Genomic DNA, 25,572 nt, shown 5'->3' on the forward strand with positions numbered 1-25,572 from the left:
CGGCAAAACCGCAGGAACATCGCCCGCTGAAGCCTGAAGAACACAAGGTGGGATAAATAGACTGCGCCCCGACAATTGCCGGGGCGTTTCATAAAATGGGGGTTAGCGGCTGACTTTCACTGCGGTGCCGCTGACGGTCACCATCAGCATGCTGCTGTCTTTGCCCACGGTTTCGTAGTCGATATCAATGCCGACCACCGCGTTGGCACCCAGCTCTTTCGCCTGTTCTTCCAGCTCCTGGAAAGCGATCAAGCGAGCTTTACGCAGTTCTTTCTCGTAAGCGCCGGAGCGGCCGCCGACGATATCGCGCACGCCGGCGAAGAAATCTCGAAAAATATTGGCGCCGAGAATCGCCTCGCCGGTGACGACACCGCAGTATTCAGTAATGGTAAACCCTTCCAGGGTCGGGGTGGTTGAAAGCTGCATCAGAACTCCTTGTTTGATTCGCTGATTACGCTTCTAAGACCACAAGTTTACTCATATGTTCTTAATATAATATGCAATAAACACATTACTCATGCGCATACCCAAGCGCCTCTATTTAAACAAGGGCAAATTGCCGGTCAGCCTGGTGATTTTTTTCTTCGGCCCGACCAGCCCAATCGCCACCAGCTCAATATGTTCGCTGTTAACGGCTGAGATCCGTTCGCCATATTCGTCATAGGTCCGACACGATTGAGCCAAGGCGCTGAATGGCATGCTGTAAATGTCTTCATCGTCGCCCGCGCTGTTCAACAATGCCTGAATCGTGGCGTTAGGCGCTCGCAAGACCGGCAGCGGCGCATAAATGACACCGGGATAGCGCACGCCATCGCCGCTGGATAAATCCGGCCCGACCAAATTCTCGAACGTCTTGCCAAAACTGATACCGATCACGCTGGCGGCGTTCATCGCCAACCCTACCGCCAACGCTTCATCGATCACGATGGTGCATTTATGTCTGGACGCGTCAAACTGCATACTCTCCCCCATAAAATCAACTCGCCTGAATGGCCGCCCTGTCTGAAATAGCTCACTTCTCGACAAACATTATGCCACTTCAGGGGAGGCAATAATGACCTGCTTGCGTTGAAGAAAGACACGATTACGGTAAGATTTACCTATTCAGCATCGTTTAAAGAAATAAAATGAACAAAAACCCGCTATCTCAGACAGACATTAAAATTCTTGCGGCCCTGCAACAGGACGCACGCATCACTAACCAAACCCTGGCCGATGAGCTGGGCATGTCCGCGTCGCCCTGCTGGCGAAAAGTACGGAAACTGGAAGAGGACGACGTTATCCAGGGGTATCGGGCCGTGCTGGACCGACGCAAAATCGGGCTGGGGGTGATGGTGTTTATCCGCGTAAGCATCGACAGCCACAGCGAGGCGGAAGCGAGAAAATTTGAACGAGAAGTCATCGAATTAGAAGACGTGGTGGCCTGCTACAGTATTGGGGGAGATGCCGACTTTCTCCTGCAGGTTGTCGCCGGCGATTTGGATACCTATGCCGATTTTTCCATGTCGGTGATCCGTCGTCTGCCTGGCATCAAAGAGATGCAGAGCATGTTTGTGCTCAAGGAAATCAAACCCTTTGTGGCGTTCCCGATCAAGAAATAAAGCGGCGCGACGGCAGGAAAGTGCAGCATCTGATAAACCGCCAACCTATTTTGGTGATAAAGTTTTCTGCGTATAAACTGTAAGTTATCGTTCTTCATGGTAGAGACTTTCACATAAGGTAATGAGATGAAAACAAAAACGATTGCGGCTGTTTTTCCCTTAGCGCTGTTATTGAGTGCCTGTACCACCGTCGATCCGGCATTCAAGGATATCGGCACCCGTACCGGCGGTTGTGTGGAAGGCGGCCCGGATACGGTCGCACAGAAATTTTACGATCTGCGCCTGCAACAAGGCCCTGCGGCTTCCCTGCCGGACAGCAACCGTCTGGCACAGTTGCAGCCTTATCTGAGTAAGGTGCTGTACCAGGATCTGGTCGCCGCCAACCAAAACCCGGGCAAGCATCGGGTAACCGGCGATCTGTTCTCCGGCAATGCCCAGGGGGCGACCAGCGCCACCGTCGCCAGCGCGTCTACCATTCCTAATACCGATGCGAAAAATATCCCGCTGCGCGTTCAACTGAGCCACCAGAAGGACGGTGGCAGTGCGATCAACTGGCAAGATGAGGTGCTGATGGTGCGTGAAGGCACCTGTTGGGTGGTGGACGATATCCGCTACCTGAACATACCGCCGCACGCCGCCAGCGGCACATTGCGCCAGGTGCTGGAAAACCAGTAACCCCCCCGCCACCGGCGCTCTTCGGCGTCGGTGGCCAAATGCCTTGATTGCGCTCAACGTTTGTTCAACTTAAGAAATTTCGCTACATACCTCACAGCATGCACGACAAATCCCCCCTTCGAACCTGAGTCGCGGTATCTTGTGCTATTCTTTTACTATTCTGCCGCGCAGTAATAAATTTTAACGCACAAAGATTGCATAAGTATTCTGTGGAAGTTAACATTCGCGGCATCAATATCTATTCAATTCTGGCGCATGAGCATTCAACTTAACGGTATCAACTGCTATTACGGCGCACATCAGGCGCTGTTTGACATCACGCTGGATTGCCCAGCAGGGGAAACTTTGGTGCTGCTTGGTCCAAGCGGCGCCGGGAAAAGCTCATTGCTGCGGGTGTTGAACCTGCTGGAAATGCCGCGTTCGGGGCAATTGCAGATCGCCGGCAACCAATTCGATTTCAAACAGGCTCCAGGCGAAAAAGCCATTCGCGAGCTGCGTCAGAACGTTGGCATGGTGTTCCAGCAATACAACCTCTGGCCACACCTCACCGTGGTGCAGAACCTGATTGAGGCGCCATGTCGCGTGTTGTGCCTGTCCAAGGCGCAGGCGATGGAGCGCGCGGACAAACTGCTGAAGCGTTTGCGCCTGACCGACTTTGCCGATCGTTTCCCGTTGCACCTTTCCGGCGGCCAGCAACAGCGCGTGGCGATTGCCCGAGCGTTGATGATGGAGCCACAGGTACTGCTGTTCGATGAACCGACCGCCGCGCTGGATCCTGAAATTACCGCCCAGATCGTCAGCATCATTCGCGAATTGGCCGGCACCGGGATCACCCAGGTGATTGTGACCCACGAAGTGGAAGTGGCGCGCAAGACCGCCAGCCGCGTGGTGTACATGGAAAACGGTCGCGTGGTGGAACAGGGCGACGCCAGTCATTTTGCACAGCCGCAGACCACCGAGTTTGCTAATTACTTATCACACTAATAATTTTACTTGCTGTAATTTGGGGAGTTTGCGATGAAAAAACTAATAATCGCCGCCGTTCTGGCCGGCATCAGCGTTTCCGCCTCTGCAGCCGAAACGATCCGTTTCGCTACCGAAGCGTCATATCCTCCATTTGAATTTATTGACGCCGGCAACAAGATCCAGGGCTTTGACGTCGATCTGGCCAATGCGCTGTGTAAAGAGATCCAGGCCGACTGTACCTTCACCAATCAGGCCTTCGACAGCCTGATCCCAAGCCTGAAGTTCAAGCGCTTCGACGCGGTCATGGCCGGTATGGACATCACGCCTGAGCGTGAAAAACAGGTGCTGTTCACCAAGCCGTATTACGACAACTCCGCCCTGTTTGTCGCGCAGAAAGGCAAAGTGGCCGACGTTGCTGCGCTGAAAGGCAAAAAAGTGGGCGTGCAAAATGGCACCACCCATCAAAAATACCTGACCGACAAACACCCGGAAATCACAACCGTGCCTTATGACAGCTATCAGAATGCCATTCTGGATCTGAAAAATGGCCGCGTTGACGCGGTATTCGGTGACACTGCAGTGGTCAACGAATGGCTGAAACAAAACGCTGCGCTGGCGGCGGTAGGCGATAAAGTGACGGACAAAGATTACTTCGGCACCGGTCTGGGCATTGCCGTGCGTCAGAAAAATACCGAGTTGCAGGGCAAGTTCAATGCGGCTCTGGACAAAATCAAGCAGGATGGGACTTACGAAACCATCTACAAAAAATGGTTCCAGCAGTAATCAACCCCGATGAATGAAATTCAACCTCTAGCAAGCGCCGCCGGGATGACCGTCGGCCTTGCCGTTTGCGCCCTTATCCTCGGGCTGACCCTGGCGATGCTGTTTGCCGTCTGGGAATCGTCACGCTGGAAAGTGGTCAGTTGGCTCGGCACTGCCTGGGTCACGCTGCTGCGCGGCCTGCCGGAAATTCTGGTGGTGCTGTTTATCTATTTCGGTTCGTCGCAGCTGCTGTTGATGCTGTCCGACGGCTTCACCCTGAATTTCGGCCTGTTCCAACTGCCCATTCAACTGGCGATCGATAACTTCGAAGTCAGCCCGTTCCTGTGCGGCGTGATCGCGCTCGCCCTGCTCTATTCGGCTTATGCGTCGCAGACGCTGCGCGGGGCATTGAAGGCTGTGCCGCAGGGCCAATGGGAATCAGGTCAGGCGCTCGGGATGAGTACGGCAGCCATTTTCTTTCGCTTGATCATGCCGCAGATGTGGCGCCATGCGTTGCCCGGCCTCGGCAACCAATGGCTGGTATTGCTGAAAGATACCGCGCTGGTGTCATTGATCAGCGTTAACGATCTGATGTTGCAAACCAAGAGCATCGCCACCCGCACCCAGGAGCCTTTTACCTGGTACGTCATTGCGGCGGCTATCTATCTGGTCGTCACCCTGTTCAGCCAGTACGCTATCAAACGCATCGAACTGCGTACCACGCGTTTTGAGCGGGGGCCTGTCTGATGCTTGAGTTCTTGCCGGAAATTATCAAAGGGCTGCACACCAGCCTGACGCTGACCATCACCGCGCTGATTGTGGCATTGGTGTTGTCGCTGCTGCTGACGGTGATCCTGACGCTGAAAACGCCGATCCTGACGCCGCTCGTGAAGATCTATATCACGCTGTTCACCGGCACCCCGCTGCTGGTGCAGATATTCCTGATCTACTATGGCCCCGGCCAGTTCCCGGCGATCCGTGAGTATCCGTGGTTATGGAACCTGCTGTCGCAGCCGTGGCTGTGCGCGATGATCGCGCTGGCGCTGAACAGCGCGGCCTACACCACCCAGCTGTTTTACGGTGCGGTGCGGGCGATCCCGGCCGGTCAATGGCAATCCTGCGAAGCGCTGGGCATGTCACGCTCACAGTCGCTGCGCATTCTGCTGCCTTTCGCCTTCAAGCGTGCGCTGTCGTCCTACTCCAACGAAGTGGTTCTGGTGTTCAAAAGCACCTCGCTGGCTTATACCATTACCTTGATGGAAGTGATGGGCTACAGCCAACTGATGTATGGTCGCACCTATGACGTGATGGTATTTGGCGCCGCCGGTCTGGTGTATTTGTGCGTCAATGGCCTGCTGACGTTGTTGATGCGTATCGTCGAGCGGCGTGCGCTGGCGTTCGAACGCCGCAACTGAGTGATCGGCCAGTCAGTCTAAAAGCCCTGCCTTCGCGCAGGGCTTTTTATTTCCGCTGTAATTTTTTAATCATTTATATTGCATATCAATTCATTAAGTGGCAGGGTAAACGCCAGCGACCACCGCGAGAACCTTTGGGTTATTGTCAGTAAAATCAAGCGGTGGCGCGATAAAAACACGCAGACTTGCAGACAGGAGCTTTACGCATGAAAAAACTATTACTTGCCGCGACGGTGCTGGCCGGGATCGCCTTCAACGCCGGCGCTGCCGACACCATTCGCTTCGCCGCTTCCGCCACCTATCCGCCGTTCGAATCACTGGATGCCAGCAATAAAATCGTTGGTTTTGATATCGATCTGGCTAACGCGCTGTGCAAACAAATGAAAGCGGAATGCACCTTCACCAACCAGGCGTTCGACAGCCTGATCGCCGCGCTGAAATTCAAAAAATACGATGCGGTGATCTCAGGTATGGATATTACGCCGGAGCGCAGCAAGCAGGTCGCCTTCACCCAGCCGTACTACGCCAACTCGGCGATTGTGATCGCCGAGAAAGGAAAATTCAGCTCGCTGGCCGATCTGAAAGGCAAAAAGGTGGGTATGGAGAACGGCACCACTCACCAGAAATACATGCAAGACAAGCACCCGGAGATTAACACCGTCTCTTACGACAGCTACCAAAATGCCATTCTCGAGCTGAAAAATGGCCGTATCGACGGCGTATTCGGCGATACCGCCGTGGTGAACGAATGGCTGAAGAACAACCCTCAACTGGCGCCGGTAGGCGAGCACGTCACCGACGCGCAGTACTTCGGCACCGGTCTGGGCATTGCGGTGCGTCCAGACAACAAGGCGCTGCTGGCCAAGCTGAACGCCGCGCTGGACGCCATCAAAGCCGACGGGACTTACAAGGCCATCAACGACAAGTGGTTCCCGCAGTAAGACGAAGACGACCAGGGCATGGAATACCCTGCCCTGCTTTGTTGCTTTTCAATAATTGCCTTTGGCGTTAAATTTGATACCAAAGGCAATGCCATGATCGTTCAACCTATCCTCGCGAATTCAGCCGTCAGCATCAGTGATTTTAAAAAATCGCCTAACACTGCGCTCAAAGAAGCCAACGGGCAACCTGTGGCAGTACTTACCAATGGAAAGATCTCCGGCTATTACGTCTCTCCGGAAACGTGGGAAGCAATCTCTGAATATCTGGAAGATATTGAACTCGTAAAAACAGCCCGTTCACGGATGAGCGGCAAACGTATTAAGGTCAATCTGGATGACTTATAGCCTTGAATTCGAAGAACATGCACTAAAGGAATTTAAGCAACTGGCCCCGGTACTTCGGGATCAATTCAAGAAAAAACTGGCAACAGTATTAGAAAATCCCTGTATTCCCGCCAATAGACTCTCCGGCCTACCGGATTGTTATAAAATAAAGCTTAAGGTTTCGGTTACCGTCTGGTCTATCGCGTCATCGACGAGGAGACGTGGTGCTGGTACTTTCGATAGGTAAGCGTGAACGCTCAGAGGCCTATACGGCTGCCAAAAAACGCCTTTAATGACGCACCAGCAGCGTCAATACTTCGTAATGGGCGGTATGCGGGAACATATCGAACAGCTGCACACGCTCGATGCGATAATCCGGCAGCCCTTCAATGTCTTTCGCCATGCTCTCGGCATTACAGCTTGAATACAGAATGTAGCCTGGCGCCATCTGGTTCAGGTAGTCGCACAGCGCCTGGCCGATACCGCGCCGTGGCGGATTGACCAGCACCAGCTGCGGCACGCTGCCTTCAGCGGTGGCAAAACGCGTGGAGTCCAGCGCCTGGAAACTGACGTGCTGCAAACCCAGCGTTTCCGCCGACTGGCGTGCGCAAGCGATGGCTTCGGCGCTGATTTCAATGCCGGTGAGCCGGGTTTCCGGCTGCGCGCAGTGCAGGCCAAACCCACCCACGCCGCAGAACAGATCCCACATGCTGTCGATACCCAGCGCCCTAACCCAGTCGCGCGCGGTAGCGTACAATTTGGCCGCCACCTGGGGATTGGTCTGGAAGAAGCTTTGCGGGCGGATATACAGCGGCACCTGATTAAACTGCTCCTCCAGCGCCTGCTGCTCAGTCAGCGGGATCTCGCGATCCCCTTCCATAATCGCCATATGTACCGGCTGAATATTGGCGGAAATCACCCTGAGCTGCGGTAATTGTTGCTGCAGCCACGGCAACGCGGCGCGAAGTTGCGCCAGTTTGCTATCCGAACGCAGTACAAAGCGCAGCATTACGCCGCCGCTGTGGGTGCTTTCGGTCAACAACAGGTACTTCAATTCGCCACGTTTGCGCGCCACGTTATACGGCGTCAGGCCGGCGTGGGCGATAAAGCTTTTCAACACCACGAACATGGGTTCAAAGCTGGCGGGATACAACGGGCAAGCACTCAGATCGACCGGCGTGCCGTCGCGATGCAGCATGCCGAGCAGCGGGCGCTCTACGCTGCCGCTGACCACCATTTTGGCTTTATTGCGAAAAGCGCTCTGCTCGCCGGCAAGCGGTTCCAGCCATTGGGCGACATCACGCCCGGCCAGCAGCGATTGCAGGTGATGCTGTTTGTCCGTCAGTTGCTGCGGGTAAGGTTTTTCCAGCCACTGACAGGAACGGCAGGTTCCTGCCGTATACAAAGCGCAATGCATAAAGATGACCCTGTAAGTTCGGGGGTGAATAATTAAGGGCGCAGAGTTTAGCACTCTGCGCCCTTAAAGTCTTAATCGCGGGCGGCAAAATACCGGCGGCTGGTGACGGGAACAAACAGTAACGCCAGGATAACCGCGTCGGGAATTTTTTGCAGGATCAGGACATGCAGGATCTGGCTGCTGGTTTCCCCTTCAACGGTAAAAACCTCCGGCAAAAAGCTGCCGATGGTCGCCAACAGCAAATAGCCGACCACCAGACACTGGCAAATCACGTATCCCCAGCGCCCCCAATTGCGGCCGCGCATCACCGCAAAACCGCAGCTGATTTGCAGGCACAGCAACAGCAGGCCGGCCAGAAAGATAAACGTGGAATCCCAGGCCTGAGCGCTGGTACTGACAAACTCCTGAGTGCCGTCGACACCCAGTTCCCCCAACAGCAACAGCACGCTGATGCATTTGATAGCCACCATTGCCGTCCCGGCCACCATCACCGGTACTGGCGCATCTGAAGTCGATCTCATTCCCTGCCTGCTGTTCAGCATGTCTGACATATCCGTGTATACAACCAAACGCCGCCTATTCAGGCGGCATATATAAAGTCAGGTAATCAATTTCAATACCAATAATTGCAAAAATAGCAGGTTTGAACCGAATCAGCTACGGGCGGCCTTTTGTAATTCGCGCGATCGCTGTTTTTCCGAGCGCGCCATAAACCACCAGGCAATCAAACCGATAATCCCCACCACCAGCAGAATCAAACTCGCCAGGGCGTTGATTTCCGGATTTACCCCCATGCGCACGCTGGAGAACACCAGCATCGGCAAGGTAGTCGCGCCCGGCCCGGCAACGAAGCTGGCGATAACCAGATCATCCAACGACAGAGTGAACGCCAGCATCCAGCCGGCAACCAGCGCCGGGGCAATCATCGGCAGCGTGATCACGAAGAACACTTTTAGCGGCGTCGCGCCCAGATCCATCGCCGCCTCTTCGATCGAGCGGTCCAGCTCACGCAGGCGCGAACTGATCACCACCGAAACATAGGCGGTACAGAAGGTGACGTGCGCCAACCAGATGGTGAACATCCCGCGCTCCGACGGCCAGCCAAACGCGTGCCCCATCGCCACAAACAGCAGCAGCAGCGACAGGCCGGTGATCACGTCCGGCATGACCAGCGGCGCGGTCAGCATAAAGGCAAACCCCGTTGACCCGCGGAAACGGCCGAAACGCACCATCACCACGGCGGCAATCGCCCCCAGCACCACTGCGGCGGTCGCCGAAGCGGCCGCTATCGTCAGGCTTAGCCCAACGGCGCTGATCATCGCCGAATCATGGAACAACTCTGAATACCATCGCGTCGACCAACCGGCCCATACCGTCACCAGCTTGGAGCTGTTGAACGAGTAAATGACCAGCATCAGCATCGGCGCATACAGGAAGGTGAAACCTATCACCAGAATGGCGATACGCCACGGTGAACGCACTACCGGCAAGTTGTTCATCCCTGCCCCCCCATTTCCTTGTTCTGGTGCTTGTGGAACCAGAGAATAGGTACGATCAACAACAGCAGCATGACGGTGGCAACCGCCGAGGCCACCGGCCAGTCGCGGTTATTGAAGAACTCCTGCCACAGCACGCGGCCGATCATGATACTGTCCGGCCCGCCCAGCAGTTCCGGGATCACAAACTCGCCCACCGCCGGGATAAATACCAGCATCGAACCGGCGATGATACCGCCGCGCGTCAGCGGCACTATCACGCTAAAGAAGGTTTTCAACGGTTTGGCGCCCAGATCCAGCGAAGCCTCAACCAGCGAGTAATCCAGCCGGGTCAGTGCGGTATAAATGGGCAATACCATAAACGGCAGGTAGGAATACACCACGCCGATATACACCGCCAGATTGGTATGCAGGATCACCAACGGATGATCGATAACCCCCAACCACAGCAGAAAGTTGTTGAGGATACCGTTGTTTTTCAGGATCCCCATCCAGGCGTAAACGCGGATCAGGAACGAGGTCCACGACGGCAGGATCACCAGCAGCAGCAAAATGTTGCGGGTTGAAGATTTGCTGTGCGCCACCGCCCAGGCCAACGGGTAACCGATGATCAGGCAGCAAATCGTCGATACCGCCGCCACCTGCAACGATTGCAGATAGGCATCCAGATACAGCGGATCGTCGGTCAATTGCAGGTAGTTGGCAAAGTTGAGCGCGATATCCAGCTTGCCTTCCGCCCAGCTCATCAGATCGGTGTATGGCGGAACGGCCAACGCCAGCTCCGACAGGCTGATCTTGAACACAATCAAGAACGGCAGCAGGAACAGCAACATCAGCCACAGCAGCGGCACCGCAATCACCAGCTTGCGGCCATGGGCCATTTGCAGGCGCTGGAAAAACGCTTTGAGCGGGCCGGGGCCGTTGGCCGGCGGTTCCGACGGCGCGCGTTCAGAAAGCATTGTCATAACAAGTACTCCTCACCTTCTCAACTACACCGTCAACACTACGCAGCTGTCGGCTTCCCAACACAGGCGCACTTCATCGCCCCAGGTCGGCATCCCTTTACGGAAACGGTGGCCGTTCTGCAACTGGGCGCTGAGCATCTGGCCGCTGAGCAGCTTCACGTGGTAGATCGACAAATCGCCGAGGTAAGCGATATGCACCACTTCCCCCACCGCAAAGTTGCAGCCGTCTTGCGGCACCTCTTCGCACAGCATGATTTTTTCCGGCCGTAGCGCAACCTGGATCGGCACGCCGTCCACCACCGACGAATCCGGATCCACTTTTAGCGCATGACGCAGGCCGGGGCTTTGCAGGATCAGCGCATCGTCATGACGTTCCTGCAGCACGCAGTCAAAGACGTTGACCGAGCCGATAAATTCGGCGCTGAAGCGGCTATTCGGATGCTCGTAGATCTCTTCCGGCTCACCGATTTGCACAAACTTGCCGCGGTTCATGATGGCGATGCGCCCCGCCATGGTCATCGCTTCTTCCTGATCGTGGGTGACCATGACGCAGGTGACGCCTACGCGCTCAAGAATATCCGTCACTTCAAGCTGCATGCGGTCACGCAGTTTTTTATCCAGCGCGCCCATAGGTTCATCGAGCAGCAACAGCTTCGGCCGCTTGGCCAGGCTACGCGCCAGCGCCACACGCTGACGCTGGCCACCGGACAACTGATGCGGCTTGCGTTTGGCGAACTCTTGCATGTGCACCAGCGACAGCATTTCCGCCACCCGTTCGGCGATTTCCGCACGCGGCATCTTGTCCTGCTTCAGGCCGAAAGCGATATTCTGCTCAACCGTCATGTGCGGGAACAACGCGTAAGACTGGAACATCATATTGATTGGCCGCTGGTAAGGCGGCACATGCGACATGTCCTGCCCGTCGAGCATAATCTGCCCTTCCGTTGGCTGTTCAAAGCCGGCCAGCATGCGCAACAACGTAGATTTGCCGCAGCCGGACGGCCCCAGCAGCGCAAAGATTTCGCCCTTGTAGATGGTCAGACTGACGTCTTCGACCGCGTTTTGGCCGTCAAAGGTTTTAGTGAGGTTACGGATTTCCAGCAGAGGGGTGAAAACCTTCTGCGACTTGGCTTGAGGACGAGGAATGACGTCGTTCAATCGGGGTGCTCTCCGGTGTAAAGCAGTGCAAAAAACCACGGCGATTGCCATGGCCCAAAATGGCAACGCAGGCGGGGATCACCCGCCTGCCGGTCAGAACACGACTGAAAACCGGGCTCAGGAAACTGAGCCCTTCCGTATTACTTCCCGCTTTTAACTTTAGTCCAGGCACGGGTAATGACACGGTCCAACTTCGGCGATTGCACGTTCAGCGTAAACAGCTTGGCACGCAGATCGGCCGGTGGATACACGTTCGGGTTGTTGCGAATGTCAGCGTTCACCAGTGGCGTGGAATCCTTCACCGCGTTGGCGTAATACACGAAGTTGCTGATGCCCGCCATCACGTCCGGTTTCAGCAGGAAGTTCAGGAACTGGTAGGCAGCGTCCTTGTTTTTGGCATCCGCCGGCATGGCGAACATGTCAAAATAGGTCAGCGCCCCTTCTTTCGGAATGGTGTAAGCCACGTTCACGCCATTCTTCGCTTCTTTGGCGCGGTTAGCCGCCTGCATCACGTCGCCGGACCAGCCGATCGCCACGCAGATGTCACCGTTCGCCAGATCGTTGATGTACTGGGAAGAGTGGAAGTAACGGATGTTCGGCCGCAGTTTGAGCAGCAGATCGTTCGCTGCACCGGTGTAATCCGCCGCGTTGGTGCTGTTGGGATCTTTGCCCAGGTAATGCAACACGGTCGCATAGACTTCGCTAGGCGCATCCAGGAAGGAAACGCCACAGCTCTTCAGCTTTTCAAGGTTTTCCGGTTTGAGGATCAGATCCCAACTGTCGACCGGCGCGTCTTTGCCCAGAACCGCTTTCACCTTGTCGACGTTGTAGCCGATGCCGGTGGTCACCATCAGGTAAGGAATGCCGTACTTGTTGTCCTTGTCGTTATGCGCCACCAGTTTCAGCATATCGGGATCAAGGTTTTTGTAATTCGGCATTTTGCTCTTGTCGAGCGGCTCAAAGATACCGGCCTTCGACTGGCGCTCAAGGAAGTTGGACGAAGGTACCACCAGGTCATAACCGGTGCTGCCCGCCATCAATTTGCCTTCCAGCACTTCGTTGGAGTCAAAGACGTCGTACACCACTTTGATGCCGGTTTCTTTCTGGAATTTAGCTAAGGTGTCCGGCGCAATATAGTCGGACCAATTATAGACGTGCAGCGTTTTTTCATCGGCTGACGCGGTGACGGACGCGGCCATCAGCAAGCCGGCAACAACACCCGATAACCACTTTTTACGTTGGGTGACCATCCGTAACTTCCTCCAAAACAGGGGTGAATCATAGAATTGAACTTGTATCCCGAAATGATACAAAACCTTTCCTGATCGAGCGCAATCGTTGCAACCGCGAATTGAATGGCTATGCATTTGATTGCATACGCCTTTTTCATCTGTCCAGCTCGCGTGGTTACAAGGGGAATCGCAAGCCCTTAGCAGAATCAGCAGCATAACCGGTGTTGCCGGAACGCACCAGCCTTCAGGGCCAAAAACGCCTTTTATCGATTTTTTATGCAGTTTCTCTCTATGTGATACGCCATTAATGGCATAAACGGCGAGAAATATCTGGCAACAGAGGGTAAAACGCAGAATATATTATTGCGGAAGGAAATAAGGGCAGCATGCCGCCGGAGGTGCGGCATGCATCATCTACAGCGGCGATCAATGCAGCATTGGCTGGCGGTCAGCGGCAGCCGGGTTCTCTTCTTCGTCACCCATAAACAGCAGATCGTTCGCCCGCGCCTCGAGGATCACCATCGAGATCTGTTCTTCGCCCTGCTGCATAAAGTGGGTGAACTGCTCCAGCGTCACGCCCACGGCGATGCTCAGCGACTGACAGACGATCAGTTTCGGCAGGTTGTCGTCCTGGATATCGACAAACGCCTTGATGGTCAGCGAACTGGCGTTGATCTGGCTGAGATCGGCCACCAGCGGGATCAGCGCGGTCGGCTTCACCTCGGCTAATGCGGAGAACAAGATCACGTTGTCGACCAGATCGATTTTTGCGTCGAACACGCCGTCGAAGTTTTGCATGTGCGGTAGGTGCAGCGCCTGGCAGGAATCGCACTCAAAGAATGAAATGCCCGATTGATCCAGCCAACGTCGCAACAACGCCAAATCAGGGACTATGAGTGAATCCATATTACCAGCCTCACAATATTCAAAACGCGAAAAAGGCGCATAGCTTACGGAATATTGCCCCAATACGCCACGATCAAAGCCGCTTAATTCGCTGATAGGGTAAATATGGGCGAGAAAAGGTCGCAGTACCAGCCGCAAAGCCGGAATCTTTGCCGCCGGGCATTCAGCCGCCCGATTTCAGGCGAAACCCCGGCCGCGCGCGCTGTTCGATGTATTCGATCATCATGCCGGCGATATCCAGCCCGGTGGTTTTCTCCACCCCTTCCAGCCCCGGAGAGGCGTTGACTTCCATCACCAGCGGGCCACGGGCCGCACGCAGGATATCCACCCCGGCGACGTCCAACCCCAGCGTAGTCGCGGCCTTCACCGCAATCGCCCGCTCTTTGGCGGTAATGCTCACTTTGCGGGCGGTGCCGCCGCGGTGCAGATTGGAACGGAACTCCCCGGCCTTGGCCTGCCGCTCGATAGCGGCCACCACCTTGCCACCCACCACCAGACAGCGCACGTCCCTGCCCTGCGCCTCGCGAATGAACTCTTGCACCAGAATATGGGCATTGAGACCGCGGAAGGCGTCAATCACGCTCTCCGCCGCCTGGCGCGTTTCCGCCAATACCACGCCGATGCCCTGAGTGCCTTCGACCAGTTTGACCACCAGCGGCGCACCGCCGACCAGCTCGATCAGATCGCCGGTATCGTCAGGCGAATGGGCGAAACCGGTGATCGGCAGGTCTATTCCCTGCCTCGCCAGCAATTGCAGCGAGCGCAGCTTGTCGCGCGCCCGGGTGATCGCCACCGATTCATTCAGCGGATAGCTGCCCAGCAGCTCAAACTGCCGCAGCACTGCAGTGCCGTAAAAAGTGATGGCGGAGCCGATACGCGGGATCACCGCATCATAACGGTCCAACTGACGGCCGCGATAATGGATAGTCGGCGCGGCGGGGTTGATGTTCATATAACAGGACAGCGGATCGATAATATCAATACTGTGCCCGCGCTGCTCCGCCGCTTCCAGCAGACGTTTGCACGAATACAGCGTTCCATCGCGCGAAAGAATGGCAATTTTCACTCGTCACCCCAAAAAGCAATTACCTGCCAGGCAGGCGTCTTATCGGCGGCCGGCGCTCAGGCGCGCGGCTCACGGTCATTTTTATCGTCCGACGCGTTTTTCTGATCGGGCTTGTGCCGATCGTTTTCCGGCGGCAGACCGCCACGCATCAACGGGCCAAAGCCCTGTGCCACACGCCAGACCAAAAACGCCGCCGCCGGCACCATCAACGCCACACCGAGAAAGATCATCGCCACCGCCGCCTGCTGTGAAGCCAGCCAACCCGGCAGGTGGACATGATCGTGAATACTCAGATAGGCCAGCACCAACAGCACCATACCCAGGCCTTCCAATACCAGCACCGGGCGCGGTAAGTCACCGAACGAACGCATATTTTTTTCTCCAGAGGCACTGTCCCCAGTGTAGTGAATTCCCCACGACGGCGACAGCCCCGGCGGCTTAATCGGTTACATGAATCAGATTAACAGGTAATTCCTGCTTTTTTTTCACCGGGCCAACGGGCATAGTAACCGACATTAACGCAGGTAATGCGCAGACCAAGGCTTTTTCGGCTGACAGAATGTCGTTGCAGTAGCGATTAACTAATTGAATATCAACTAAGGAGTGATGCATGTTTGCAGTAATCTTCGGGCGCCCAGGCTGTCCTTATTGTGTCCGTGCGAAAGAGTTGGCGGAAAAACTGACTGAAGACCGTGACGATTTCAACTTCCGTTACATTGATATCCACGCTGAAGGCATCACCAAGGCCGACCTGGAAAAAACCGTCGGCAAGCCGGTAGAAACCGTACCGCAGATCTTCCTTGATGAAAAACACGTTGGCGGCTTCACCGATTTCGAAGCCTACGCCAAAGAAAACCTGAATCTGTTCCAGTAACCCCTCAGGTTTAACGACGAAAAGGCGCTTAGAGCGCCTTTTTTTATTGCCGTTCGCGACGGTGGCATTGCTGAAACGCCTGTAGCAGGCTGCGCGCAAACAGCGCCAGCATGGCACCGAATACGCACCAAAACACCGCACTGGTGGCATAAGCCAGTTCCTGCCAGAACGAATAAAACGGCGTCAGCCAAAAATGGCGGATCGTCAGGCACAGCGGCAGTGCATACAGCGCGCCCAACAACGGACAGAGGATCCGTTTTTTGCTCGACAAATAGCTGGCGATCATGCCGGGTATCACAAATAGCAGCAGGCCGGTTTCACCGTGATGCTCGTGATCCGTGCTGCCGAACGCCCCGCTCTGCTGGCCGAGGAACACCAGGCTGAACAGCAGAGAACAGCTTAAAATGCCCACCCAATACCGATAATTCGCCATGCGGAGACTCCCCTTTAGCGTCGTCACTACCCCGTAGAAATCAGCCGTGTCACGAAACAGGTGACGCCTTGCCATAAACGGCAACGCTGAGCTGAACTTTTTCCTTGGTCTAAAGAGAGTTAAATGCGTTCGGCAGCGCAGGAACTCAGCTTAATGCTGGCTGTCACGCGCCATAGCGACTAGAATATACGCCGCCGATCGATGGTTCGGATCGCCTTCCGCTGGTTAGTTATTTATGACGTCATTTTCCGACTGAATTTATATCTTATAGTCATCTACATCAAGCACTTACTGGTAAACAATAAGTTATCCTCCGTGAACATAAACGTCGCTAGTTTGTTAAACGGTAACTACATCCTGTTACTGTTTGTAGTACTCGCACTGGGGCTGTGCCTCGGTAAAGTTCGTCTGGGCTCCGTTCAACTCGGTAATTCCATTGGCGTTTTGGTGGTTTCGCTGCTGTTGGGCCAACAACATTTCGCCATTAACACCGAAGCGCTGAATCTCGGCTTTATGCTGTTTATTTTCTGCGTCGGCGTGGAAGCCGGGCCAAACTTTTTCTCAATTTTTTTCCGCGACGGAAAAAATTACCTGATGCTGGCGTTGGTGATGGTCGGCTCCGCGATGGTGATCGCTATCGGTCTTGGCAAGTTGTTCCATTGGGACATCGGGCTAACCGCCGGCATGCTGGCCGGATCGATGACCTCGACCCCGGTGCTGGTGGGTGCTGGCGATACGCTACGCAACACCATCGTCAACGGCCCGGCGCTGCTGGCGGCGCAGGACCATCTGAGCCTCGGCTATGCCCTGACCTACCTGATTGGCCTGGTGAGCCTGATCTTCGGCGCGCGCTACCTGCCCAAGCTGCAACATCAGGATCTCTCCACCTCCGCCCAGCAGATTGCCCGCGAGCGCGGTCTGGACACCGACAGCCAGCGCAAGGTTTACCTGCCGGTCATCCGCGCCTATCGCGTTGGCCAGGAGCTGGTGGCCTGGGCCGATGGCAAAAACCTGCGTGAGCTGGGCATTTATCGCCAGACCGGTTGCTATATAGAACGCATCCGCCGCAACGGCATTCTGGCGAACCCGGACGGCGACGCGGTGCTGCAGGTGGGCGACGAGATTTCTCTGGTCGGCTACCCGGACGCCCACGCGCGGCTGGACCCCAGCTTCCGCAACGGTAAAGAAGTGTTCGACCGGGATTTGCTGGACATGCGCATCGTCACCGAAGAGATCGTGGTCAAGAACAGCAATGCGGTAAACAAGCGCCTGAGCCAGTTAAAGCTGACCGATCACGGCTGCTTCCTCAACCGGGTGATCCGCAGCCAGATTGAAATGCCCATTGACGACAGCATAGTACTCAACAAAGGCGACGTGCTGCAGGTCAGCGGCGACGCGCGCCGGGTGAAAAGCGTGGCGGAGAAGATCGGCTTTATCTCTATCCACAGCCAGGTGACCGACCTGTTGGCCTTCTGCTCCTTCTTCATCATCGGGTTGATGATTGGCCAGATCACCATCCAGTTCAGCAATTTCTCGTTCGGCATCGGCAACGCCGCCGGCCTGCTGATGTCCGGCATCATGCTGGGCTTCCTGCGCGCCAACCACCCGACCTTCGGCTACATTCCGCAGGGCGCGTTGAACATGGTGAAAGAGTTTGGCCTGATGGTGTTTATGGCCGGCGTCGGCCTGAGCGCCGGTGCGGGTATCGGCCACAGCCTCGGCGCCGTCGGTGGCCAGATGCTGGTCGCCGGGTTGATCGTCAGCCTGGTGCCGGTGGTGATCTGCTTCCTGTTTGGCGCCTATGTGCTGCGCATGAACCGCGCCTTGCTGTTCGGCGCGATTATGGGAGCGCGTACCTGTGCGCCGGCAATGGAAATCATCAGCGACACTGCACGCAGTAACATCCCTGCGCTGGGCTACGCTGGAACCTACGCCATAGCTAACGTATTGTTAACCCTGGCAGGTTCGTTGATTGTGGTGTTATGGCCGGGGATACTCGGCTGACCGATAAGCAGCAAAGATGAATCAGTGGCAAATATATTTTGAAATTTTTATCGCCGGCGAGAACTTTCCTTTCCGGGGGTAGTCTGAATTAGTGCCACTGCTTTTCTTTGATGTCCCCATTTTGTGGAGCCCGTTAGTCCCGCCTTTTTAGGTTCAAGACTATCGGGTTTTTTGTTGCCTAAAATCCTCCGCCCTTGCAAAACGGGCCCCTCAGACGGCCCTGTTTCGCTGATGGCGACAAAGTGGCGACAGCCATTTGGCAGGCACAAAAAACCTGCTTTCGCAGGCTTCTTGTTAAACCCAAAGTGACCCCTGATTGCTCCTTGTTGGATGCGGTGGAGCAATATCAATTTTACCCGGTGATACTGTAAGTACCCCGTTTAACAGGATGCACCAAGCTATGTGGGAACTTCCTCAAGTGTTCAAAGCATACCGCTGCAGTTGATGGGAGTTATCCTTAATAATATCGGCTAGTTTCAGGGATATGAAGAAGGCCCCCTGCAATGTTGTCCATAATGAGCGAACGCTATTGCAGGGGTGAATTGAAAGTGGTGAACGAGTGATTCAGAGAATAAGCGTTTCTCTTCACGTGTTGTGAGTGACGGCCTCTAATAAGAAAAAACCGCCAGTGATTGGCGGCTTAAGTTTATCCTTCACCCCTGGCAAGACTACACACAGCAATGGTAGTGAATACCAGTAACAGAAATATGGCGGCACTTAAAAGTCGCTGCCACCATTCATCAAACCAGAATAGTGACCCAAAAGCTGCAACAGAAAATACCCCGCTGAAAATTGCCTCCGCAATGTGCGATAAACCTTTTCCGAGCTTACCGCCCCAAGACTTTAGATAGCTCATTATTTACGCCTTCGCAAAACATTTTCGATTTACTGGAGTAGGCAATAAAGGGCTCAAGATACTCTTCTGCCAAAAAAAAGATCATATCCAAATTTCTTGGGGCTAGCTTGTGGTAAGTCGCAGGGTAATTCTCGCGTAATCGGCGCGAAGAAACGGCGGCCTGCTCGATAACCCCTTGTAAGAGAATGATGTTTAGCCCTGCAACAGTTATACCTTTAAATACCCATCTGAAAAGAGTGCTGCCAATAGCCTTTTTCAAAATGTGATGTGTAATCTGCTGAACCAGAAAGAACTGTGTGCCCATGCGACCCACGATGTAACCTTCAGCAAGATTTATTTTCCGGCCTAACGCACTTTGTGTTTGTACATCCATCCGTTGATAACAATCGCGGATGACAATGGTGATTAGCTCGCGTAGAGAGGCTTCAATACCATAACCAAAGCGTATTACCTTAATGAATCTTTCCGTTTCGATTTTATTGCGGTGTTTAAACTCGCCGCTCCCCACCCCAGCACCTTGCCATGTTCGACGGACGCTGTAGGCTATACCTTTTGGCAACGACTCAATGCCTGCAAGAATTCCCTGTGCTACTGATTTAGCATCCATAACAATCCCTTATAACTTCTGAGACCGTACCTTACACCAGTTCTGGTTGAAAATTCAACACTCCTCCCTTCATAAAAACCGGGTAAATGCGTGTTGAATTCTGATTAAATACTGATAGGGTGTTAACGACTTATAAAAATCACACTCTATTTAAGGAACCCAGATGGTAATACTACAAGATATGACCGAGACGGAATTTAACGCATATCGTCTGATTTTCATTAATGAATACGCTTCGGATTTGGCAGACTCACGAAAGTACTCAATCGAAGAAGCACAAGAAAAAGCTACCAAGGTGATAGATGCCGTTTCCCTGCCAAGTGCAGACAAACCAGAAAATAGATTCTTCTCTATTCTGCGCTCTGATACAGAGACACAGGTGATCGGGTATTTATGGATAGAAATTACAAAGAAATCCGCTTGGATTTTGGACTTCTGGTTAATGCCGGATTGGCGGATGCGTGGTTTTGGCCGCGCAGCACTGGCGGAAATGGAGGTTACATTGGCACATATGGGGGTTAAAGAAGTCGGGTTACGGGTAGCACCCAATAATCCAGCAGCCAAAGCTTTATATGAAAAAGTCGGGTTCCGCATAACCGGATTTAATATGCACAGGGCATTATCATAATGCCCCATTTAAAAAAAAGCCAAAACCCACTGAGTTAAAAAAACCTCAACTCATAGAAACACGTTTATCTTAACCAACAAAAACGCAGCCTGACATGTTTCATCGTTTCCCTCTCATAAAGGATTTATTATTCCCGAGCTATTCACCCAGTTCCATATAGCCTAAATCACAGCTCTTGCGAGTAAGCGACCCATTTGGCCATGTCGCGATGCGAGATATTCCCGCCGCACACCACTATCCCGATGACGGCATCAGAGGGCAATTTAGGTGCAGTGGCAATGACTGCAGGTATAAGCGCCCCGGAGGCGAGTTCAACCCATAATTTTGCCTGTTCGCCAAAGGCAAGCATGCCGTCAATCGCCTCCTTATCCGAGACAACAACTATATCCTCGGCATAGGCTTGAGCATGGGCCAGCATCATTTCATCAATAAGCGGCACCCCGAGGGTAGAGATGATCGAGGTGACATCAATGTTTACCGGCTTTCCGGCACGCAACGCCTGATGCATTGAACTGGCGCCTGCGGTCTCAACGCCCCAGATTCGGATATCCGGCTTAATGGCCTTTAGCGCCGTAGCCGCACCTGCCAACATTCCACCGCCACCCACGGCAATGAAAACGTCGGTTAACTCCGGGCAATCGGCAATAAACTCAAGCGCCAGGGTTCCATGCCCTTCAGCTATCAGCGAATCGTTGCAGTCGTCGATGACGACATATCCCTCTTCAGCCATAACTTTGGCGCGCTCAAATGCCGCGTGGACATCGGATTCGATGATGACGGAACTGCCCAGGTCACGGACCCGGTCGACAGAGGTCGCCGGCGCGTTGGGGGGCATGATAATAGTGACGTTGGCGCCAAAGATCTTCGCAGCCTCGGCAATGGCGATACCAAAATTACCGCCACTCACCGCGACAAATCGGGTCTCGTTGAAATCGCCTTTCAGGCTCAGAAACTTGTTAAGTACCCCACGCGCTTTAAAGGAACCGCCAAGCTGAGTATTTTCTAGCTTCAGGAAAACCGGTCTCTGAATCTTTTCGGCCAATCTCGAGCCGGCAATGGTTGGCGTACGTATGACCTTCCCTGCTAACCGCTCCGCCGCCGCGACGACCGCGTTAAATTCAATTAATGTTGTCATTTTTGCCCAGTCAGGTAGAGGTTGTTGAATCACGTGTTTGGCAAACTATCCCGACTGAGAATAGAGTTCTGCGGGCAGGGTTGCAACAGGCGTCCATATTCGGTCTTAGCCACAAAAAACCCGCCTGCGGGCGATTGCCAACTGCGCAATCCGCTCTCCAGACGGGTTCGTTTTCCTGTAATGGCCTAGCCGTGCCGCATTACTTTTGTTCGGCGCTGCTCAGGGTGTCTTCGGCTTTCCACACGCGGTATTTCACTTCCACGTCTTTCGGCACGTAAACCACGAGCGGCAGGCGGCTGTTGTAGCGCTGCATGGCGGCATCGCCCAGGTTGGCGGCGATAAACTTCTGCTGCTTGGCGCCGTCAGGGCAGGCCATCATGGTAGAGGCTGGTGCAGACAGTTTATCCAGCACCAGGTAGTCGTAGCCCCAGCCGGAAAGGGTTTTGCTCTCCAGCGTGCCGCCCATCATGTGGCGGTTACAGTCCACTTCCAGCGTTTTCCCGATCAGCAGCTCAACCTTGAAGTTTTCTTCCTGCTCCTGCTTCGGCAGGTAAATCACCTGGCGGCTCATGCCTTTTTCCGCTTTCGGATACGGCGCGATCTTTTCCAGCGGCTGTTTGCTGATATCGGCGTCAGCGGCCGGGGTGGCAGCAATAGCGCTGGCGGAAACGGCCATCAGCAGGCCGGAAAATACAACGGATGCCTTGTTCATGTTTTATCCCTACAATTTATAAGATGCTCCGGCCATAAACTAATACACTGCCGCCAGCCTGGCTATAGGTTTAATCTTCTTTACAATAGCCAGTGTCCAGTTACAAAAACCTATCTCCAGCCATTGGTCGGGATAAAACCTCAGTGGATTGCGGTTTTGGCGATATAGGCCTTCACCACCTGATAAACATAGTCCTGGCATGCCAGCCCGGTTTGCGGGTCGTATTTACCCTGATTGGTAATATTGTTGGACAGCACCCGGATGCCGATAAACGGAATAGCAAAAGAAGCGGCGATCTGCGCCGCAGAAGCCGTTTCCATCTCTTCAACCGAGGTGTGATAACTTGCCCGGAAATGGCTAATACGGTCCAGTTCGCTGTTCCACACGTCGGCGGAGCCAATCACGCCCTCAACCACCTTGCCCCGGGTGTAGCTTGCTTTAACGCCCTCCGCTATCGCCAGCAGTTTGGCGTCTGCCGGGAACTGGCGAATGCTGTGGACATTTTTATCCTCACCCGCACTGCCCTTCGAAGCCAATAGGTCCATGGGTTGCCATTGCCGTGAGTCGCTGCCTTCCCCTGCCGCCTTCTTCGGTGTTTTAAAGGCGCCCAGGCTCACCGAATACCTGCCCAGCACGATATCGTAGACCTTGAGCGCCGGATCGTGCCCGCCTGCGGTTCCCTGGTTGATAATCGCTACCGGCTGGAAGCGGGTGGCGGCAATCGCCGTGGCCGCCGCTGCATTGGACATGCCTTTCAGGGTTTCAGATACCACCACCGGATAGCCGTCCACGGTGCCATGCCAGAAACGCCAGCCGCCAATCTGTTCCTCACGCGGGTTATCCAGGCGTTGGGCGAAGCGTTCCGCCTCCACCGGCATTGCGCCTTGCACCACAATCGGCCCGGTTGCATGGCCTTGCTGCGCCAGTGCTAACGGGGAAAATGCCACGCCACAGGCGGCCAACAGCATAAAGCTCAGTTTTTTCGTCATCACCACAGCGTCCCGATAAAAAGCAAAGGTTTACCTTAGCCGAAAGGCGAAATCCCGCCTATCGCTTTCTCGCGGGTCTGCCGAAGGGTTAAGGTTTTCTTAAGACAGAATTATTACAGTGGCATAATTCCTCACTGCCACCGAGCCTGCGCGTGAACCCAAAACCTTCATTAAATCAATCCTCAACGACACCACAAATTCAGACTAACGCCCTTTACTCCCTACCGGCATCCTTTTACCTTTGGCAGGTTTTTGGGTTGATAGTCAGCGGGTTGTTGTTCCTTTGGCTGTCGCGCAACGAACAGCTGGATTGGGCAATCAGCAATTACTGGTTCGACGCCGCCAGCGGCCATTTCCCCTGGCAAAACGATCGCTGGCTGGATCTGATCAACCATCGCTTGCTGAAAATCAGCGTGATTAGCGGTGCGGTGCTGGCGCTGTTTTATGGCATTTACCGCCGTAACCCGCGCATGATCGTCGCCATGCTGCTGATCGGCATCGGGCCGTTGGTGGTCGGGATCCTCAAAGCCACCAGCGCGCATTCGTGCCCGTGGGATCTGATCGAATACGGCGGTAAAGCGATGTCCTACCCGCTGTTCGGCGCGGTGCCGGCCGAACCCGGGCCGGGCCGTTGCTTCCCCGGCGGCCATGCTTCCAGCGGTTTTTCGGTGATGGCGCTGTTTTTCCTGTTTTATCCGCAACGCCCGCGCCTGGCTTACTGGTGCTGGTTCGGCGGCATTATGCTCGGCATGCTGATGGGGTTTGGTCAGGTCATGCGCGGCGCACATTTTCTTACCCATAACCTGTGGGCAGGTTGGTGGGTTTGGCTCAGCCAACTGGCTGTTTATTGGATGGTGAGCGGGTATTTCCGCCGCAAGACAAGGTAAATATTATGGAGCAGTTGAATTATCTTCTTTTCGCCTGGATCAACGCGACCCCGGCGTCCCCCGAGTGGTTAATCGATGTCGCGACCTTCCTGGCGCGCGATCTGATCGCCATCGTGCCTGTGCTGATCGTCGGGCTATGGCTGTGGGGGCCGCAGAGCCAACTGATATCGCAACGTGAAGTGGTGACCAAGACGACGATTGCTCTGCTATTCGCCATGCTTTCTGCCGCCACCATCGGCATGTTGTTGCCGCACGAGCGGCCGTTTGTCGCCGGCATCGGCTTCACCTTCCTGGCCCATGCGCCGGACAGCTCATTCCCCAGCGATCACGGCACCGCCATCTTTACCTTTGCCCTGTCCTTCCTGTTCTGGCATCGGGTTTGGTCCGGCATTTTATTGCTGATCGTCGCGGCCGGCATCGCCTGGTCACGCGTGTACCTTGGCGTGCACTGGCCGCTGGATATGGTCGGCGGTTTCCTGCTCGGCCTGGTCGGCTGCTTGTTCGCGCAACTGGTGTGGAACCTGTTTGGCGATGCTATCGCCGCTAAACTGACGCGCCTGTACCATTTCCTGTTCGCCTTCGCGATCCGCAGGGGCTGGGTAAAAGAATAATCGCGCATAACGGCAGGGCACCGTCCCTGCCATTACACCCCCCCGGTGGTGACACGAAACTCCCGCATTTTTCCTCCCCCCAACATCTTCACCGCCGCGCCGCCGGGCGTATATGGGTTGCAGGTAGCCGGCTGAACAAACCTGACCAAGCGTTGGCTGCCTTGTTGCGTAATGGGGCGCAAGCCGTAATTGAATTGGGCGGTAGAAAACCGTGTTACGTACCGCCTGCCCCTTGACGCCAGCATAAAGAACTCGGCCTGATCGACATACAGTGACAGATCGTCCGAGCACAGCATCTCTTGTTCGGCCACGTTCCCGTGCGGTGCCAACGCCGGAGCCGGCAGATTCTGACGGAAGACCGCATCCGGAATGCAGCCATAGTTGAGGTGGCAAACGTAGTTCAACGGCAGCGGCTCATCAGCAAGGTTGGTGATTTGCATCTCGATGGCAAATTGTGCGCTGTCCGCCGTTAAACGTAATGCCGGGCGTACCCGGCAACGCGGGTGAGAAAGTTCTCCGCTACCGTAAAGCGCCAATGTATCGCCTTCCACCTGCAACCCTATCCGTTGTATGCCTGCCAACAAACTGTCTTGCTGCGGCCAGGGTGAATGAAACGCAACGCCGCCAGCCGGTTTGCCCTTGCCCGCACGGGTGCTGCGACGCCCCGATTTCAGCGAGTAGCCGTCAAACTCTGCATCCCAAATCGTCAGGCCGCGGTAAGGCAATACCGTCAGAGTGCCACGGCGGTTCGCCAGCGTCAGCACCTGGCCGGCCTCTTCACAGGTAAAAGCCGTGACCACAAAATCCGCATTGCGGAAAACTTCATCCGGTTGCATCCCAAACTGTTCAGGCGCCAGATTTATCATCATGTTCCTCCTTTTTCCCCTGGGTGTTTCGCTCGTAAACGCGCAG

30 protein-coding genes and 1 pseudogene are annotated in these 25,572 nt (G+C 54.8%); 14 read left to right on the forward strand and 17 right to left on the reverse strand.

Annotated features, from left to right (window positions below):
* Positions 1-102: 102 nt before the first annotated feature.
* Complete coding sequence (locus SPL01S_RS11270; RefSeq protein WP_004942542.1) at positions 103-426, reverse strand: heavy metal-binding domain-containing protein; 324 nt, start codon at positions 424-426, stop codon at positions 103-105.
* A gap of 111 nt (positions 427-537) precedes the next feature.
* Complete coding sequence (locus tag SPL01S_RS11275) at positions 538-960, reverse strand: DUF2000 domain-containing protein (protein ID WP_063199795.1); 423 nt, start codon at positions 958-960, stop codon at positions 538-540.
* 167 nt (positions 961-1,127) lie between these two features.
* Here SPL01S_RS11275 and SPL01S_RS11280 point away from each other — a divergent pair, with 167 nt between their 5' ends.
* From SPL01S_RS11280 to SPL01S_RS25475, 9 genes and pseudogenes are all read left to right on the forward strand, one after another.
* Positions 1,128-1,601, forward strand: coding sequence for an Lrp/AsnC family transcriptional regulator (locus SPL01S_RS11280; RefSeq protein WP_062870357.1), 474 nt, complete (start codon positions 1,128-1,130; stop codon positions 1,599-1,601).
* A gap of 126 nt (positions 1,602-1,727) precedes the next feature.
* A complete protein-coding gene (locus SPL01S_RS11285; RefSeq protein WP_063199799.1) occupies positions 1,728-2,276 on the forward strand; it encodes a lipoprotein in 549 nt (182 codons plus the stop codon).
* 255 nt (positions 2,277-2,531) lie between these two features.
* Positions 2,532-3,260, forward strand: a complete 729-nt coding sequence (gene artP / locus SPL01S_RS11290; protein WP_004942535.1) for an arginine ABC transporter ATP-binding protein ArtP — start codon at positions 2,532-2,534, stop codon at positions 3,258-3,260.
* Between the two features lie 33 nt (positions 3,261-3,293).
* Positions 3,294-4,025: an arginine ABC transporter substrate-binding protein gene (artJ, locus tag SPL01S_RS11295; protein ID WP_004942530.1), complete on the forward strand. Its 732-nt coding sequence runs from the start codon at positions 3,294-3,296 to the stop codon at positions 4,023-4,025.
* A gap of 9 nt (positions 4,026-4,034) precedes the next feature.
* Positions 4,035-4,751, forward strand: coding sequence for an arginine ABC transporter permease ArtQ (artQ, locus tag SPL01S_RS11300; RefSeq protein ID WP_063199802.1), 717 nt, complete (start codon positions 4,035-4,037; stop codon positions 4,749-4,751).
* Positions 4,751-5,419 (forward strand): arginine ABC transporter permease ArtM, encoded by a 669-nt coding sequence (gene artM / locus SPL01S_RS11305; RefSeq protein WP_004942528.1) that lies wholly within the window; start codon positions 4,751-4,753, stop codon positions 5,417-5,419. Before artQ ends, artM begins: the two co-directional genes overlap by 1 nt.
* Before the next feature lie 206 nt (positions 5,420-5,625).
* The gene (artJ, locus tag SPL01S_RS11310) at positions 5,626-6,360 is read left to right on the forward strand and encodes an arginine ABC transporter substrate-binding protein (protein WP_004942526.1); all 735 of its coding nucleotides are present in this window, start codon (positions 5,626-5,628) and stop codon (positions 6,358-6,360) included.
* Between the two features lie 93 nt (positions 6,361-6,453).
* Complete coding sequence (locus tag SPL01S_RS11315) at positions 6,454-6,705, forward strand: type II toxin-antitoxin system Phd/YefM family antitoxin (RefSeq protein WP_063200072.1); 252 nt, start codon at positions 6,454-6,456, stop codon at positions 6,703-6,705.
* Positions 6,695-6,977 (forward strand): annotated as a pseudogene (locus SPL01S_RS25475) (type II toxin-antitoxin system RelE family toxin). The gene SPL01S_RS11315 and the pseudogene SPL01S_RS25475 overlap by 11 nt, the downstream one beginning before the upstream one ends.
* Here the strand turns inward: SPL01S_RS25475 and rlmC are convergent.
* The 9 genes from rlmC to SPL01S_RS11360 form a co-directional block, all read right to left on the reverse strand.
* Complete coding sequence (gene rlmC / locus SPL01S_RS11320; protein ID WP_063199806.1) at positions 6,974-8,101, reverse strand: 23S rRNA (uracil(747)-C(5))-methyltransferase RlmC; 1,128 nt, start codon at positions 8,099-8,101, stop codon at positions 6,974-6,976. The pseudogene SPL01S_RS25475 and the gene rlmC sit on opposite strands and share 4 nt — an antisense overlap.
* A gap of 71 nt (positions 8,102-8,172) precedes the next feature.
* The gene (locus tag SPL01S_RS11325) at positions 8,173-8,652 is read right to left on the reverse strand and encodes a YbjO family protein (protein WP_004942523.1); all 480 of its coding nucleotides are present in this window, start codon (positions 8,650-8,652) and stop codon (positions 8,173-8,175) included.
* Positions 8,653-8,754: 102 nt separating this feature from the next.
* Positions 8,755-9,600 carry a putrescine ABC transporter permease PotI gene (potI, locus tag SPL01S_RS11330; protein ID WP_006320894.1) on the reverse strand — a complete coding sequence of 282 codons (846 nt, stop codon included), beginning with the start codon at positions 9,598-9,600 and terminating at the stop codon, positions 8,755-8,757.
* Positions 9,597-10,562 carry a putrescine ABC transporter permease PotH gene (potH, locus tag SPL01S_RS11335; RefSeq protein WP_062870355.1) on the reverse strand — a complete coding sequence of 322 codons (966 nt, stop codon included), beginning with the start codon at positions 10,560-10,562 and terminating at the stop codon, positions 9,597-9,599. The genes potI and potH overlap by 4 nt, the downstream gene beginning before the upstream one ends.
* Positions 10,563-10,586: 24 nt before the next feature.
* On the reverse strand, positions 10,587-11,720 hold the full coding sequence (potG, locus tag SPL01S_RS11340; protein ID WP_013812251.1) for a putrescine ABC transporter ATP-binding subunit PotG: 1,134 nt from the start codon (positions 11,718-11,720) through the stop codon (positions 10,587-10,589).
* Between the two features lie 140 nt (positions 11,721-11,860).
* Positions 11,861-12,970: a spermidine/putrescine ABC transporter substrate-binding protein PotF gene (potF, locus tag SPL01S_RS11345; protein ID WP_062792956.1), complete on the reverse strand. Its 1,110-nt coding sequence runs from the start codon at positions 12,968-12,970 to the stop codon at positions 11,861-11,863.
* Between the two features lie 408 nt (positions 12,971-13,378).
* The gene (locus SPL01S_RS11350) at positions 13,379-13,858 is read right to left on the reverse strand and encodes a type III secretion system chaperone family protein (protein ID WP_004942518.1); all 480 of its coding nucleotides are present in this window, start codon (positions 13,856-13,858) and stop codon (positions 13,379-13,381) included.
* A 163-nt stretch (positions 13,859-14,021) separates the two neighbouring features.
* On the reverse strand, positions 14,022-14,924 hold the full coding sequence (gene rimK, locus SPL01S_RS11355; RefSeq protein WP_004942517.1) for a 30S ribosomal protein S6--L-glutamate ligase: 903 nt from the start codon (positions 14,922-14,924) through the stop codon (positions 14,022-14,024).
* Between the two features lie 56 nt (positions 14,925-14,980).
* Positions 14,981-15,295: a YbjC family protein gene (locus SPL01S_RS11360; RefSeq protein WP_062870353.1), complete on the reverse strand. Its 315-nt coding sequence runs from the start codon at positions 15,293-15,295 to the stop codon at positions 14,981-14,983.
* Positions 15,296-15,534: 239 nt separating this feature from the next.
* On the opposite strand from SPL01S_RS11360, the gene SPL01S_RS11365 reads away from it, so the two are divergent.
* Complete coding sequence (locus SPL01S_RS11365) at positions 15,535-15,798, forward strand: GrxA family glutaredoxin (RefSeq protein ID WP_004942515.1); 264 nt, start codon at positions 15,535-15,537, stop codon at positions 15,796-15,798.
* A 43-nt stretch (positions 15,799-15,841) separates the two neighbouring features.
* Here SPL01S_RS11365 and SPL01S_RS11370 read toward each other — a convergent pair whose 3' ends face one another.
* On the reverse strand, positions 15,842-16,231 hold the full coding sequence (locus tag SPL01S_RS11370) for an inner membrane protein YbjM (RefSeq protein ID WP_013812247.1): 390 nt from the start codon (positions 16,229-16,231) through the stop codon (positions 15,842-15,844).
* Between the two features lie 315 nt (positions 16,232-16,546).
* Here SPL01S_RS11370 and SPL01S_RS11375 point away from each other — a divergent pair, with 315 nt between their 5' ends.
* Positions 16,547-18,235, forward strand: a complete 1,689-nt coding sequence (locus tag SPL01S_RS11375) for an aspartate:alanine antiporter (protein ID WP_062871318.1) — start codon at positions 16,547-16,549, stop codon at positions 18,233-18,235.
* 827 nt (positions 18,236-19,062) lie between these two features.
* On the opposite strand, the gene SPL01S_RS11380 is transcribed toward SPL01S_RS11375, so the two are convergent.
* Positions 19,063-19,698 carry an Ssp6 family T6SS pore-forming effector gene (locus tag SPL01S_RS11380; protein WP_063199810.1) on the reverse strand — a complete coding sequence of 212 codons (636 nt, stop codon included), beginning with the start codon at positions 19,696-19,698 and terminating at the stop codon, positions 19,063-19,065.
* 163 nt (positions 19,699-19,861) lie between these two features.
* On the opposite strand from SPL01S_RS11380, the gene SPL01S_RS11385 reads away from it, so the two are divergent.
* On the forward strand, positions 19,862-20,326 hold the full coding sequence (locus SPL01S_RS11385; protein ID WP_063199813.1) for a GNAT family N-acetyltransferase: 465 nt from the start codon (positions 19,862-19,864) through the stop codon (positions 20,324-20,326).
* Positions 20,327-20,492: 166 nt separating this feature from the next.
* Here the strand turns inward: SPL01S_RS11385 and SPL01S_RS11390 are convergent, their stop codons facing one another.
* The 3 genes from SPL01S_RS11390 to SPL01S_RS11400 all read right to left on the reverse strand — a co-directional run bounded on the left by SPL01S_RS11390 (position 20,493) and on the right by SPL01S_RS11400 (position 23,162).
* A complete protein-coding gene (locus SPL01S_RS11390; protein ID WP_063199817.1) occupies positions 20,493-21,461 on the reverse strand; it encodes a threonine ammonia-lyase in 969 nt (322 codons plus the stop codon).
* Between the two features lie 199 nt (positions 21,462-21,660).
* Complete coding sequence (eco, locus tag SPL01S_RS11395) at positions 21,661-22,173, reverse strand: serine protease inhibitor ecotin (RefSeq protein WP_063199821.1); 513 nt, start codon at positions 22,171-22,173, stop codon at positions 21,661-21,663.
* A gap of 140 nt (positions 22,174-22,313) precedes the next feature.
* Positions 22,314-23,162: a 5'-methylthioadenosine/S-adenosylhomocysteine nucleosidase gene (locus SPL01S_RS11400; RefSeq protein WP_063199825.1), complete on the reverse strand. Its 849-nt coding sequence runs from the start codon at positions 23,160-23,162 to the stop codon at positions 22,314-22,316.
* A 152-nt stretch (positions 23,163-23,314) separates the two neighbouring features.
* Here SPL01S_RS11400 and SPL01S_RS11405 point away from each other — a divergent pair, with 152 nt between their 5' ends.
* Both SPL01S_RS11405 and ybjG read left to right on the forward strand, forming a co-directional pair.
* Entirely contained in the window at positions 23,315-24,049 is a 735-nt protein-coding gene (locus SPL01S_RS11405) for a phosphatase PAP2 family protein (protein WP_020438775.1), read from the forward strand.
* A gap of 5 nt (positions 24,050-24,054) precedes the next feature.
* The gene (gene ybjG, locus SPL01S_RS11410; protein WP_004942504.1) at positions 24,055-24,660 is read left to right on the forward strand and encodes an undecaprenyl-diphosphate phosphatase; all 606 of its coding nucleotides are present in this window, start codon (positions 24,055-24,057) and stop codon (positions 24,658-24,660) included.
* A gap of 32 nt (positions 24,661-24,692) precedes the next feature.
* Here the strand turns inward: ybjG and SPL01S_RS11415 are convergent, their stop codons facing one another.
* The gene (locus SPL01S_RS11415) at positions 24,693-25,526 is read right to left on the reverse strand and encodes an aldose epimerase family protein (RefSeq protein ID WP_062870347.1); all 834 of its coding nucleotides are present in this window, start codon (positions 25,524-25,526) and stop codon (positions 24,693-24,695) included.
* Between the last annotated feature and the right edge of the window lie 46 nt (positions 25,527-25,572).

Source organism: Serratia plymuthica NBRC 102599, assembly GCF_001590925.1.
Classification (GTDB): Bacteria; Pseudomonadota; Gammaproteobacteria; order Enterobacterales; family Enterobacteriaceae; genus Serratia; species Serratia plymuthica.